We start from the raw sequence: 13,192 nt of genomic DNA, 5'->3' as shown, positions 1-13,192 counted from the left end.
GGCTCAGGCCTCTGGGTCCACGCGCCAGGCGTGGCTGTAAACGGAAAAATCATCGCCGCGGGCAAAGCCCAGCAGGCACAGGCGGGCCGACTCGGCGGTGTGCACCGCCAGCTCGGTCACCCCGGACACGGCGGCCAGCAGCGGCACACCGACGGCAGCGGCCTTCTGGGCCATCTCGTGGCTGGCGCGGCTGGTGACCACGATGAAGCCGGTCCCGGCCTGCAGCGGCTGGCCGCGTTGCATCAGCGCACCGATCAGCTTGTCGAGGGCGTTGTGGCGGCCCACATCCTCGCGCACCAGGTGCAGTTGGCCCGAGGCATCGCACCAGCCGGCCGCATGGGTGGCCCCGGTCGCCCCCAGCAGGGGCTGGCGGGCGCGCAGCCGGCTCATGCCCTGGCTCAGGGCCTGCGGACTGAAACGGTGCTCAGCCAGCACCGGCGCCACCTGGCGCACGGCCTGGCTCAGGTTTTCAGCGCCGCACAGCCCGCAGCCAGTGCGCCCGGCCAGGCTGCGGCGCTGGTCCTTGAAGCGCACAAAACAGGCCGAGGCGACCTCGATGCGCAGGGTGATGCCGGCCGGGCTGTCGTCCACGTCGATGCCATAGAGCTGCTCGGCCCGCTCGATCAGCCCCTCGGTGAGCGAGAAACCCAGCGCAAAGTCGGCCAGGTCATCGGGGGTGGCCAGCATCACGGCATGGGACAGGCCGTTGTACTCCAGGGCCACCGGGCGTTCACGGGCCACCAGGTCCGACACCTCATGCCATTGGCCGTCGCGCCAGCGACGCACCGGCACCGGGGCGCAGCCTTCGGGTTGGCGAGGCTGGTCGTCAGGTTTCATGGCGGTCGGCGAAGACGGTGGGGCCGGGGCGGGCTCATTCGCCCTGGCTGGCGGCATGCAGCAGTTCGAGCTGGGTTTCATGGAACTGAGCATAGCTGCGCTGCCACGCCGACTGAGGTTCGGACTGGTGATCGGCCCGGTCGGCACCCTGCCCTGCGGCCTGGGGCACCGGCATCACGTTCACCGCCGTCACCTTGTACTCGGGGCAGTTGGTGGCCCAGTCACTGCTGTCGGTGGTGATCACATTGGCGCCCGACTCGGGGAAGTGGAAGGTGGTGTAGACCACGCCCGGCGCCACGCGCTCGGTGAGGGTGGCGCGCAGCACGGTTTCGCCCGCGCGGCTCTGGATGCCCACCCAGTCGTCCTGGCGGATGCCGCGCTCCTCGGCGTCGTGCGGATGGATCTCAAGCCGGTCCTCAGCGTGCCACTGGCTGTTGGCGGTGCGTCGGGTCTGGGCCCCCACGTTGTACTGCGACAGGATGCGCCCGGTGGTCAGCAGCAGCGGGTACTTGCGGGTCACCTTTTCGTCGGTGGGCACGTACTGGGTGATGATGAAGCGGCCCTTGCCGCGCACGAAGCGGTCCACGTGCATGATGGCCGTGCCGGCTTCGTCGGTGCTGTCGTTGCAGGGCCACTGCACGCTGCCCAGGCGCTCGATCTTGGCGTAGCTGACGCCGGCAAAGCTGGGCGTGAGCGCCGCGATCTCGTTCATGATCTCTTCGGGATGCGAATAGTTCATGGGGTAGCCCAGGGCGTTGGCCAGCATCTGGGTCACCTCCCAGTCGGCGTAGCCGGCCTTGGGTGGCATCACCTTGCGCACCCGCGAGATGCGGCGCTCGGCATTGGTGAAGGTGCCGTCCTTTTCGAGGAAGGACGAGCCCGGCAGAAACACATGCGCGTACTGGGCGGTCTCGTTGAGGAAGAGGTCCTGCACCACCACGCACTGCATGGCCTTGAGCGAATCGATCACATGCTGGGTGTTGGGGTCGCTCTGGACGATGTCCTCGCCCTCGCAGTACAGGCCCAGAAAGCTGCCTTGCTGGGCGGCCTCGAACATGTTGGGGATGCGCAGGCCCGGCTCAGGGTTCAGCGTCACACCCCAGGCCGATTCGAACAGGCCGCGGGTGGTGCTGTCGCTGATGTGGCGGTAGCCGGGCAGCTCATGCGGGAAGCTGCCCATGTCGCAGCTGCCCTGCACATTGTTCTGTCCGCGCAGCGGGTTCACGCCCACGCCTTCACGGCCCACGTTGCCGGTGGCCATGGCCAGGTTGGCAATGCCCATCACCATGGTGGAGCCCTGGGCATGCTCGGTCACGCCCAGGCCATAGTAGATGGCGGCGTTGACCTGGCGCTCGGTCTTGCGGCCTTCGCTGTTGCCGGTGGCATACAGGCGGGCCGCGGCGCGCAGCTCGGCCGCCGGCACGCCGCTGACGGCTTCCATGGCCTCGGGCGAGTTGTCGGGGCGGGCCACGAACTCACGCCACTCGCGGAAGGACTTGTCGTCGCAGCGCTCGGCGATGTAGGCCTCGTCCAGCAGGCCTTCGGTGACGATCACGTGGGCCATGGCGCTGATCACGGCCACATTGGTGCCGGGGCGCAGTTGCAGGTGGTGGGCAGCACGGATGTGCGGCGACTTCACCAGGTCGATGCGGCGCGGGTCGATCACGATCAACTGGGCGCCTTCGCGCAGGCGCTTTTTCATGCGCGAGCCGAACACCGGGTGGGCATCGGTGGGGTTGGCACCGATCACCAGGATCACGTCGGCCTTCTCGACCGACTTGAAGGTCTGGGTGCCGGCCGAGGTGCCATAGGTCTGGCCCAAGCCATAGCCGGTGGGCGAATGGCAGACCCGGGCGCAGGTGTCCACGTTGTTGTTGCCGAAGGCCGCCCGGATCAGCTTCTGCACCAGGTAGGTCTCTTCGTTGGTGCAACGCGAAGAGGTGATGCCGCCGATCGAGTCGCGACCATGCTCGGCCTGGATGCGACGGAACTCGCTGGCCGCGTAGCCGATGGCCTCTTCCCAGCTGACCTCGCGCCAGGGGTCGTCGATGCTCTTGCGGATCATGGGCGTGGTGATGCGGTCCTGGTGGGTGGCATAGCCCCAGGCAAAGCGACCCTTGACACAGGCATGACCTTCGTTGGCCTGGCCGTCCTTCCAGGGCACCATGCGCACCACCTCGTTGCCCTTCATCTCGGCCTTGAAGGCGCAGCCCACGCCACAGTAGGCGCAGGTGGTGATGGTGCTGTGCTCGGGCTGGCCGAGCTGGATGATGGATTTCTCCTGCAGCGTGGCGGTGGGGCAGGCCTCGACACAGGCGCCGCAGCTCACGCAATCGGACTCCATGAACGACTGCCCCTGGCCCGGCGAGACGCGTGACTCGAAGCCTCGGCCCTGGATGGTCAGCGCAAACGTGCCCTGGGTCTCTTCGCAGGCCCGCACACAGCGGTTGCAGACGATGCACTTGCTGGCGTCGTAGCTGAAGTAGGGATTGGAGTCGTCCACCGCGGGCTTGCAGTCGCCCCGGAAGTGGTTGGCCCCATCGAGCCCGTAGCGCACCTCGCGCAGGCCGGTGACACCGGCCATGTCCTGCAGCTCGCAATTGCCATTGGCCGAGCAGGTCAGGCAGTCCAGCGGGTGGTCGGAGATGTACAGCTCCATCACGCCCTTGCGCAGCTCCTGCAGGCGCGGACTCTGCGTGCGCACCTTCATGCCGGCCTCGGCCGGGGTGGTGCACGAGGCCGGAAAGCCCTTGCGGCCCTCCACCTCGACCAGGCACAGCCGGCACGAGCCAAAGGGCTCCAGGCTGTCGGTGGCGCAGAGCTTGGGCACGCGCACCCCGGCATCCACCGCGGCACGCATCAAGGAAGTGCCCTCGGGCACCGTCACCTGCACACCGTCGATCTCCAGCGAGACGGCGTTGTCGGACGCCCGCAGCGGGGTGCCGTGGTCGGTTTCTTTCAGATGAGCCAGCATGTTGAACTCCTCAGACGGCTTGGGTAGCTTGGGTGGCGGGCACGTTGGGCACGGTGAGTCCGAAGTCCTGCGGGTAATGGTTGAGGGCCGACAGCACCGGGTACGGGGTCATGCCCCCCATGGCGCACAGCGAGCCATGCAGCATGGTGTCGCACAGGTCGCGCAGCAGCTTCACCTGCTGGGGCTGTTGCGGGCCACCGGCGGTGATGCGGTCGATCACCTCGACGCCCCGGGTGGAGCCGATGCGGCAGGGCGTGCACTTGCCGCAGGACTCCAGGGCACAGAAATCCATCGCGTACCGGGCCAGGCGGGCCAGGTTGGCCGTGTCGTCGTGCACCACGATGCCGCCGTGGCCCACCACGCCGCCAAAGGCGGCATAGGCTTCGTAGTCCAGCGGCACATCCCACTTGTCTTCAGGCACATAGGCGCCCAGCGGGCCACCGACCTGGATGGCCTTGATGGACCGACCCGAGGCGGTGCCGCCGCCAAAGCCGTAGACCAGCTCGCGCAGGGTCAGGCCAAAGGCCTTCTCGACCAGGCCTCCGTGCCGGATGTTGCCGGCAAGCTGGAAAGGCAGCGTGCCGTGCGATCGGCCCACGCCGTAGTCGCGGTAAAAGGGGGCGCCGCGCGCCAGGATGATGGGCGCCGAGGCAAAGGTGATCACGTTGTTGATCACCGTGGGCTGGCCGAACAGGCCCTTCAAGGCCGGCAACGGCGGCTTGGCGCGCACGATGCCGCGCCGGCCCTCCAGGCTTTCGAGCAGGGCGGTCTCCTCGCCGCAGACGTAGGCGCCAGCGCCCATGCGCACCTGCAGGTGGAAAGCATGGCCGCTGCCCAGCACCGAGTCCCCGATGAAGCCGGCGGCCTTGGCCCGGGCCAGTGCCTCGTTCAGCGTGGCCACCGCATGCGGGTACTCGGAGCGCACATAGATGTAGCCCTGGGTCGCGCCCACGGCCAAGGCCGCGATCGTCATGCCCTCGATCAGCATGTAGGGATCGCCCTCCATGGTCATGCGGTCCGAATAGGTGCCCGAGTCGCCTTCGTCGGCATTGCAGACGATGTACTTCTGCGCCGCCTGGGCATGGGCCACGGTCTTCCATTTGATGCCGGCCGGGAAAGCCGCCCCGCCGCGCCCGCGCAGGCCCGAGTGGGTGACCTCGTGGATGATGCCGGCGCCATCCAGCGACAGCGCTCGGCGCAGGCCGACCCAACCCTCATGGGCCTCATAGTCGGCCAGGCTCAGCGGATCGGTCACCCCCATGCGGCGGAAGGTGAGGCGCTCCTGCAGCGCCAGGTAGGGGATCTGCTCGGTGATGCCCTGGCGCAGCGCGTGCTCCGCCCCCTGCAACAGGCCAGCGGCCAGCAGACCGGGCACGTCTTCGGGACTCACCGGACCATAGGCCACGCGGCCGGCGGCGGTCTGGACCTCCACCAGCGGCTCCAGCCAGAACAGGCCGCGCGAGCCATTGCGCACCAGCTCGATGGCGTCGCCGGCCGCGGCTTGCAGAGCCTGGGCCACTTCGTCGGCCCCCACGGCCAGGGCGGCAGAATCACGCGGCACGAAAACACGGATCTTGGTGCTCATGGTTCAGGCCTCCTGGGTTTGCAAGGGCGCCACCAGGCGGTCGAATCGCTGCAGACTGACCCGGGCATGCACCTGCTCGTCCACCACGATGGCGGGGGACGAGGCGCACAGCCCCAGGCAGTAGACGGGCAACAGCGTCACGCTGGCATCGGCGTTGGTGGCGCCATGCTCGCTGTCGGCGCAGCCCAGGCGGCTGCAGGCGTGGGCCCACAGGGCTTCGGCGCCGCGCGACTGGCAGGCCTCGGCCCGGCACACCTGCACCACATGGCGCCCCGGTGGGCTGGTGCGGAAATGGTGGTAGTAGCTGAGCACCCCGTGCACCTCGGCCCGGGACAGGTTGAGGGCCTGGGCCACCAGGGGCACACCGGCTTCGGGCACATAGCCCAGCCGGTCCTGCACCGCATGCAGGATGGGCAACAGGGCGCCCGGCAGATGGGACAGTTCGGCCAGGGCCTGCTGCACGGCTTGCAGGGCGGCAAGGTCCGCGGGGGCCACGGGGGCCACGGGGGCTGAGGCGTGGGGGGTGCTCATGGGGTTCTCTGGGTGTCTTGTTTGAAACGCGTGGGGATCAGCCGAACAGCTTGAGCACGCTCAGCAGGGTGCGGTAAACACCCCAGGCCAGCGGGATGCCCACGGCCGCCCAGGCCAGGGCCACCACGGCGGGGCTCACGCTGTCGGGGCGACCGCTGGAGGTGCCGGTGTTGTTGGCCGACACGGCTTTCTCGTGCGCCAGCCGCTTTTCTTCGGCCAGTTCGGCATCGCTCATGAACCACTTGTCGGCCACGGGGCGGACCAGCAGGTTGCAGATCAGGCCGATCACCAGCATGCCGACCAGGATGTACATGGTCTGGTTGTAGACCTGTTCGCGAGCCATGCCCAAGCCCAGTTGGTACTCGCGCATGTAGTTCACCACCACCGGGCCCAGAATGCCCGCCGTGGCCCAGGCCGTCAGCAGCCGGCCATGGATGGCGCCGACAAACTGGGTGCCGAACAGGTCGGCCAGGTAGGCCGGCACGGTGGCAAAGCCGCCGCCGTACATGCTCAGGATGATGCAGAAAGCCCCCACGAACAGCACCGTGCTGCCCGCCGCGGCGCTGCCCGGCACGCCAAAGTACAGCACGCCGCCGAGAACGAAAAACACCACATAGGTCATCTTGCGACCCAGCTTGTCGGACAGGCTGGCCCAGAAGAAACGGCCCCCGATGTTGAACAGGCTGAGCAGCGCGGTGAAGCCGGCCGCCACACCGGCAATCGCGGCCAGTTGGGTCTTGTCGAGCTCACCGTACTTGGCCGCCACACCGATCAGCGAGCCGCCAAACACCTCTTGCAGCATGGGCGAGGCCATGCCGATCACGCCGATGCCGGCGCTCACGTTCATGCACAGCACCATCCACACCAGCCAGAACTGCGGAATCTTGAAGGCGTTCTTCACGTGCACATGGCGCTGCGTGATCATGGTGTTGGCGGCATGGATGGCCGGCGGCGTCCAGCCCTCGGGCTGCCAACCGGTGGCGGGCACGCGGTAGCCCAGGGCCCCCGCCATCATGAAGACGAAATAGACCAGTGCCATCACGATGAAGGTGGGCATCACGCCCACGCTTTCGGGGCTGGCAAACACCTTCATCAGGTCGGCCGCCAGCGGCGAGCCGATCATGGCACCGCCGCCAAAGCCCATGATGGCCATGCCGGTGGCCATGCCGCGCCGATCCGGGAACCACTTGATCAGCGTGGACACGGGCGAGATGTAGCCCAGGCCCAGCCCGATGCCCCCGATCACGCCCGAGCCGAGCAGCATCATCCAGAACTGGTGCAGGTGGATGCCCAGAGCCGAGAACAGCATGCCGCCGCACCAGCACAGGGCCGACACCACGCCGGCCTTGCGCGGGCCGGCACGTTCCAGCCAGCCCCCCCACAGGGCGGCCGAGCAGCCCAGAAAGACGAAGAACAGGGTGTACATCCAGCCCAGGGTGGAGATCTTCCAGTCGCAGCTGGTCGTGAACATCTCGGCGAAAAAGCCCACCTCGGGGCCGCATTTCACACTCTCCTTGATGCCCAAAGCCTTGGACAGCGGGAGCCAGAACACCGAAAAGCCATAGGCCATGCCGATGCAAAGGTGGATCGCGAGCGCCGCCGGCGGCACCAGCCACCGGTTGAAGCCGGGCCCGGCAATGATGCGTTCCTTGTCAAGAAAACCTGCCATGTGTCTGTCTCCGTTGTTGTGGTGAGGAGGAAGGGTTGTTGTTTCCGCCCCGGCACCGCTCAGGTCGTGGCCTGGCGTTGTGCCGTGCCGCAGTGTCTGAGCGGGGGGCGGTGCGGTCAAATTGAATCGGGACATGACTTGATTCAAGGATTGAATCAAGGCCGCCGAGAGTCTATGGCCTTGCGACTGCGTGGCCGAACACCCCCATGAGGGTGTTATTGGGGATCGAATTCGCGCCTCGTTTGGCGCTTGATTTGGCGGTTGAAAAAATGGGATAGCCCTCAAAAAAAACCCATCGAATCAACGTCTTAAGAGATGTCGAAAGACGAAATTGAGGTCGATTTTGGCGGTTAAGTTGGCGCTAGATCCGGCCGACAAGGCCCCACCCCTCAAGCCCGCAGCGCTCCACTGTGGGCTGCGGCATGGGCCAGCCAGTCGGGGTCTTGCGCCAGGGCCTGGGCGGCGGCCAGGGCGCGCGAGGGGCGCTCGGCCTGGGTCAGCATGAAGCCGATGGGAGTGTGCACCTCGGGGCTGACCAAGGGGTGGGCCTGCAGCTCGGCATAGCCCAGGGCCGCGCCAACCAGCGCACCGGGCAGCACACTGCAGACCTCGCCCGCCACCACGCTGAGCGACAGGGTGAGGATGGAGTTGGTCTCGATCACCGGCGTGACCTCGGCACCGGCCAGGGCAAAGGCGCTGTCCACGATGCTGCGGTTGTGCATCTCGGGCGTGAGCAGGCACATGGGCTGGGCCGCGGCCTCGACCCAGCGCAGGGGCTCGCCGCGGTGCATGCCCACGCTGCCGGCCACCGCAGGCGCCTGGGCCCGGCGTACCAGAAAATACTGCTCGCTGTACTGCGGCAGCACCCGCACCCCCGACTGACGACCCAGGCGGTCGGTGTAGCCCAGGCCCAGGTCCAGGGTCAGGGCGTCGAGGCCGTTTTCAATTTCGGGCGAAGACAGCGACAGCACCGCTGGCCGGATGCCGGGGTGGCGCGCCTGCAGCCAGGCCGCAAAGCGCGCCACGATGGGGATGGCCGTGGGCACGGCGCCGATGCGCAGGCGCCCGCGCGGCTGGTCGGCCTCGCTGGCCAGGTCCTGCTGCAGCAGTTCGTGCTCACGCAACATGCGCTGCGCCGTCACCAGCACGCGTTCACCCTCGGGGGTGAAGCCCGCATACTGGCGCGCCCGCTTGACGATGACCACGCCAAACTCGGCCTCCAGGGCCCGCAGCGCATTCGACAGCGCCGGCTGGGTGATGTGGCAGGCCTGCGCCGCCCGCCCGAAATGCTGGTGCTCGCTCAACGACACCAGGTAGCGCAGCGAGGCCAGGATGTTCATGGGATAAGTCGAGAAAGGACCGGCCTCAGGTGCCCTGGCTGACGGTGATGGTCGGGAACTTGGACGAAAAATCCTTGGCCTGCTGAGCCACCTTGAGCGCCACCTTGCGGGCCAGGGTCTTGTACAGACCGGCGACTTCGCTGTCGGGGGCCGCCACCACGGTGGGGTTGCCACTGTCGGCCTGCAGGCGAATGTTGATGTCCAGCGGCAGGCCGCCCAGGTAGTCCATCTTGTAGTCGGCAGCCATGCGCTGGCCGCCATCGGCGCCGAAGATGTGCTCGATGTGGCCGCAGTTGCTGCACACATGCACCGCCATGTTCTCGACGATGCCCAGAATGGGCACGCCCACCTTCTCGAACATCTTGATGCCCTTGCGGGCATCCAGCAGGGCGATGTCCTGCGGCGTGGTCACCACCACGGCGCCGGTCATGGGCACGCGCTGCGACAGGGTGAGCTGGATGTCGCCCGTGCCCGGGGGCATGTCGACGATCAGGTAATCCAGGTCTTTCCAGTTGGTCTGGCGCAGCAGTTGCTCCAGGGCCTGGGTGGCCATGGGGCCGCGCCAGATCATGGCTTCGTCCTGTGCCACCAGGAAACCGATCGACATCACCTGCACACCGTGCTTGAGCATGGGCTCCATGGTCTTGCCGTCGGTGCTGGCGGGGCGGCCCTCGATGCCCATCATCATGGGCTGGCTGGGACCGTAGATGTCGGCATCCAGCAAGCCCACGCGGGCGCCTTCGGCGGCCAGCGCCAGCGCCAGGTTGGCCGCGGTGGTGCTCTTGCCCACACCGCCCTTGCCCGAGGCCACGGCGATGATGTTGCGCACCTCGGGCAGCAGCGGCACGCCGCGCTGCACCGCATGGGCCACCACCTTGCTGCGCACCTGGGCCTGCACCTCGGTGACGCCGGCCACGCGGCGGGCGGCCGCGTCCAAGGAGGCGGTCAGGGTGGGGATGAAGGTGCGTGCCGGATACCCCAGTTCGATGTCGAAGGACACCTTGCCACCCTCGACCTTGAGGTTCTTCAGGGCCTTGGTGGAGACGAAATCCTGGCCGGTGTGGGGATCAACAACGGTTTGCAGGGCCTGCAGAAGGGCTTCGGTGGTAGGCATGTGGCTTTGGGAGGGCTGATAGGTCATGTTGAGCCCCTGAGTTTAGAGCCCAGAGACCCAAGCCGGTCAGAACCCGCCCCATGCCCGGTCTGGGGCTAGGCCTACTTCAACGTGCCAAGGTAGGCCACGAGGTCAGCCCGATCCTCGGCACTGGGCAGGCCCGAAAAGGGCATCACATTGCCGGGGACCACCGCCTGTGGATTGGCCAGGTAGGCACTCAGCGTCTCGACATCCCAGGTCTTGCCGAACTTTTTCATGGCACGACTGTAATGAAAACCCGGGGCCTTACCCGCCGTGCGTCCGATGATCCCCTTGAGGCTTGGGCCCACGCCATTGTGAGCTTCAGCGGAGTGGCAAGCAGCACATTGCTCAAAGACCTTCTGGCCTTTTTGCACATCCTGAGCCTGAGCGCTACCCACGCACAGCCAACCCAAAACAGCAAGGCAGCCCGCCGGCAGGAACAGACACTTGGAGAATTGATGAAACATGGTGATTTTTCCTTTCGTTCGCTGGCAAGTCATCACAGGCGGCCAGGGCTCTTGAAATAGCGCACCAGGTCGTCGCCAAGGCGCAGGGCCAGCGCAGCAAGAGGGCCGGTGGGGTTGTAGCTGGAGTTGTGGTCGTAGACAGAGGCGCCGACCACGAAAAGGTTTTGCGCGTCCCAGTGCTGCAAATGCGGTGAGACCACACTGGTGTGCGGGTCGGCGCCCATGACCGTGCCACCGGTGATGTGTGTGCTCTGGTACCGCCGCGCATCAAATGGCGACACCTTGACGTTCAAGGGCCCCAAAGCGTCACCGCCAAGGGTCTGGGCCACCTCATACATCTTGCGCCCGGTGTAGTCGGCCATGCGCTGCTCATTGAGTCGAAAATCGAATGTCATGCGCACCAGCGGTTGACCAAATGCATCGGTGTGCTGAGGATCGAGACTCAGGTAGTTGTCGTGGTCCGGGTAGCAGCTGCCAAGGATCGACAACGACATCGCGTGGTTGTACCAGTCCGCATTGGCCTGCTTCCAGGCCGTACCCCAGGCGGGCGTGCCCGGTGGCACCCTGCGGCCCTTGATGGGACGCCCGCCGAACTGGTTGGCCGCGATGATCGAACCGCCCAGAAAGCCCAATCCACGATGATCGAAATTGTCGTTGTTGAAATCGTCGATAGCGATCCCGGTACAGCCGGTGGCCATGAATGGGTTGAAGAACCGGTCTTTCATGAAGATGTCCACCCCGCCATTGACCTGGTAGCAGAAATTCTTGCCCACCACCCCCTGCCGTGTGGCCGGGTCATAGGGTTTGCCAATGCCGCCCGTCAACAGCAGCTTGGTATTGGTCATGGTGAATGCGGCCAGCACCACCACGTCGGCCGGTTGCTGGTAGGTGAGTCCGGTTGTGAGGTCGAGGTAGCGCACGCCAGTGGCCCGGTGGGTGTTCCGGTCGTAATCCACTCCCAGCACGTGTGCGTCGGTGCGGATCTCAAAGCCCTTGCGCTGACGCAGCATGGGGTAGAGCAACTGCTGAGGTGAGGCCTTGGCATCGGCCTCACAAATGAAGCGCTCACAATGCCCGCAGTACTGGCAAGCCCCGAGTTTCTGCCCATCGGGATTGGTGTAAGCCCCGGAGGAGTTGGCGGCCGGAATCGGAAAGGGGTGGTAACCCATCTTTTTCGCGGCTACCTCAAAGATCAATCCGGCTTCCGTCGCCTCGAGCGGCTTTTGCGGGTATTCACTTCGACGCGGTGCCTCGAAGGGATTGCCACCGGGCTGGCGAAGGCCGGCGATGTTGCCGGCGCGCCCGGACAGGCCAAACAGCTTTTCAAAGAGCTCATGGTAAGGCTCCATCTCGGCATAGGTCACACCCCAGTCCTGCAGCGGCATGTTCGCCGGAATCGCATCCTTGCCATAGCGATCGAGGTAATAGCTGCGCAGTCGCGGCTCATGTTCACCCCAGCGCCAGGTGTGGCCGTTCCAGTGATTGCCGGCCCCGCCAATGCCTTCGCCGGGCAGAAAGGCCTCGATCCAGCGCATCGGCACCGCCGTGTCGGCCGAGCTGTGGCGGGCGGTGTAGGTTTCACGGGCCCAATTCTGGATCAGGCCCTGGCGCACGTCCCAGCGCAGTTCGTCGCGCTGGCTGGGCAATTTGGCTTCTGCACCTTCACGGTGGTCAACACCACGCTCCAGTATCAGCACATCAATGCCCTGGGCCGTCAGTTGTCGCGACACCAGGCCTGCGGCGAGTCCACCACCGACGATGACAACCGCCCTCTTGGTCAGCTTTTTCATGGGGGAATCCTTTCAGCTGAAATCGGCGATCGACATGGGCTTGGAAGCGCCGGGGAAGGGCTTGCCACGGAACTGGACGATGTCAAGCGCATGGGTGGCCGGCAACCCCGGGTAGCCAATCAGCGTCCAGAACACTTTGCCCATGTTCCCGCCGTAGATCGGGTCGCTGAAACATGCTTCAGTGAACAAGGGGTAGACCAATTCGTTGAACCAGACCCCCAGATCCAGGCCGTCGATCCGAACCTGCCCCGCGGCCAATTCGTGCAGAAAGGCGTCGCCATCTGGCGTCGGCAACTCGTCCAGCGAGGCCTTGCCCCGTCGCTTCAGCTCGGCATTGGCGGCGGCCACGCCGGCCTTGAAGAACTGCTCTGGAGTCAACGGGAACTGCCATCCAAACTGAGGCTTCCCAGGGTCAAAAGGCCCTTGGCGGTAACGCCGGTCCCCCTGCCCGAAGCTGCCAGCCAATTGACGGTCGATGTAGACCGCCAGACCACAGTCCACCCCAGCAGGGGTCAAGGCATCAGCAGGGCACATGATGTTGACCAGGGCCTCCACAAAAGCGGCTTCGCCCGGGCTGAAAGATTGGTAACCCGGCCAAGGGTCTGGCAGTGTGGCCGCTGCCGCTGTGGTGGCATGGGCAGGCGATGCCAGGCCCATCGCCGAAACGCCGACCAGCGGCAAGGCGCTGGAGGCCCGTGCGACCTGTTTGAAAAAGCCACGTCGTGCAAGCTCAGAAGCGTGTGTGGGGTGGGGCATGAAAGTCTCCTGTGGGCTGCATTGATGAGCCGGATCCGCGAGTGGGATCGGCTCGACGCAGCTTAGACAGACCGGCTGGCGGAGGGGTTTGCCCAGGTAATGCACGTA

Annotated in this window: 10 protein-coding genes; all 10 read right to left on the bottom strand. The window is 66.1% G+C overall.

Annotated elements, in window-relative coordinates:
• Positions 1-3 precede the first annotated feature (3 nt).
• Positions 4-837: a formate dehydrogenase accessory sulfurtransferase FdhD gene (gene fdhD, locus AC07PT_RS12285; RefSeq protein WP_494656798.1), complete on the bottom strand. Its 834-nt coding sequence runs from the start codon at positions 835-837 to the stop codon at positions 4-6.
• A 34-nt stretch (positions 838-871) separates the two neighbouring features.
• Positions 872-3,811 (bottom strand): formate dehydrogenase subunit alpha, encoded by a 2,940-nt coding sequence (gene fdhF, locus AC07PT_RS12280; RefSeq protein ID WP_494656797.1) that lies wholly within the window; start codon positions 3,809-3,811, stop codon positions 872-874.
• Between the two features lie 10 nt (positions 3,812-3,821).
• Complete coding sequence (locus AC07PT_RS12275; RefSeq protein ID WP_494656796.1) at positions 3,822-5,396, bottom strand: formate dehydrogenase beta subunit; 1,575 nt, start codon at positions 5,394-5,396, stop codon at positions 3,822-3,824.
• Between the two features lie 3 nt (positions 5,397-5,399).
• Complete coding sequence (locus AC07PT_RS12270) at positions 5,400-5,927, bottom strand: formate dehydrogenase subunit gamma (RefSeq protein WP_492348308.1); 528 nt, start codon at positions 5,925-5,927, stop codon at positions 5,400-5,402.
• Positions 5,928-5,964: 37 nt separating this feature from the next.
• Positions 5,965-7,596 carry an OFA family MFS transporter gene (locus tag AC07PT_RS12265; protein ID WP_494656795.1) on the bottom strand — a complete coding sequence of 544 codons (1,632 nt, stop codon included), beginning with the start codon at positions 7,594-7,596 and terminating at the stop codon, positions 5,965-5,967.
• A 389-nt stretch (positions 7,597-7,985) separates the two neighbouring features.
• Entirely contained in the window at positions 7,986-8,936 is a 951-nt protein-coding gene (locus AC07PT_RS12260) for a LysR family transcriptional regulator (protein WP_494656794.1), read from the bottom strand.
• A gap of 25 nt (positions 8,937-8,961) precedes the next feature.
• On the bottom strand, positions 8,962-10,050 hold the full coding sequence (gene apbC, locus AC07PT_RS12255) for an iron-sulfur cluster carrier protein ApbC (protein WP_494656891.1): 1,089 nt from the start codon (positions 10,048-10,050) through the stop codon (positions 8,962-8,964).
• 101 nt (positions 10,051-10,151) lie between these two features.
• A complete protein-coding gene (locus AC07PT_RS12250; RefSeq protein ID WP_494656793.1) occupies positions 10,152-10,571 on the bottom strand; it encodes a c-type cytochrome in 420 nt (139 codons plus the stop codon).
• Positions 10,571-12,328: a GMC family oxidoreductase gene (locus tag AC07PT_RS12245; protein ID WP_494656792.1), complete on the bottom strand. Its 1,758-nt coding sequence runs from the start codon at positions 12,326-12,328 to the stop codon at positions 10,571-10,573. Before AC07PT_RS12245 ends, AC07PT_RS12250 begins: the two co-directional genes overlap by 1 nt.
• A 12-nt stretch (positions 12,329-12,340) precedes the next feature.
• Positions 12,341-13,084: a gluconate 2-dehydrogenase subunit 3 family protein gene (locus tag AC07PT_RS12240; protein ID WP_494656791.1), complete on the bottom strand. Its 744-nt coding sequence runs from the start codon at positions 13,082-13,084 to the stop codon at positions 12,341-12,343.
• Positions 13,085-13,192 lie beyond the last annotated feature (108 nt).

This window comes from Curvibacter sp. GW821-FHT09D12, from assembly GCF_059416245.1.
Note: the sequence above shows the minus strand (reverse complement) of the source record. Positions and strands in the feature narration are given on the sequence as shown.

What these genes read in the sequence shown, in the direction of transcription:
- AC07PT_RS12250 (WP_494656793.1), bottom strand. Translation starts at nt 10,571, where the DNA reads ATGACTTGCCAGCGAACGAAAGGAAAAATCACCATGTTTCATCAATTC.
- AC07PT_RS12245 (WP_494656792.1), bottom strand. Translation starts at nt 12,328, where the DNA reads ATGAAAAAGCTGACCAAGAGGGCGGTTGTCATCGTCGGTGGTGGACTC.
- fdhD (WP_494656798.1), bottom strand. Translation starts at nt 837, where the DNA reads ATGAAACCTGACGACCAGCCTCGCCAACCCGAAGGCTGCGCCCCGGTG.
- AC07PT_RS12265 (WP_494656795.1), bottom strand. Translation starts at nt 7,596, where the DNA reads ATGGCAGGTTTTCTTGACAAGGAACGCATCATTGCCGGGCCCGGCTTC.
- AC07PT_RS12270 (WP_492348308.1), bottom strand. Translation starts at nt 5,927, where the DNA reads ATGAGCACCCCCCACGCCTCAGCCCCCGTGGCCCCCGTGGCCCCCGCG.
- AC07PT_RS12240 (WP_494656791.1), bottom strand. Translation starts at nt 13,084, where the DNA reads ATGCCCCACCCCACACACGCTTCTGAGCTTGCACGACGTGGCTTTTTC.
- apbC (WP_494656891.1), bottom strand. Translation starts at nt 10,050, where the DNA reads ATGCCTACCACCGAAGCCCTTCTGCAGGCCCTGCAAACCGTTGTTGAT.
- fdhF (WP_494656797.1), bottom strand. Translation starts at nt 3,811, where the DNA reads ATGCTGGCTCATCTGAAAGAAACCGACCACGGCACCCCGCTGCGGGCG.
- AC07PT_RS12275 (WP_494656796.1), bottom strand. Translation starts at nt 5,396, where the DNA reads ATGAGCACCAAGATCCGTGTTTTCGTGCCGCGTGATTCTGCCGCCCTG.
- AC07PT_RS12260 (WP_494656794.1), bottom strand. Translation starts at nt 8,936, where the DNA reads ATGAACATCCTGGCCTCGCTGCGCTACCTGGTGTCGTTGAGCGAGCAC.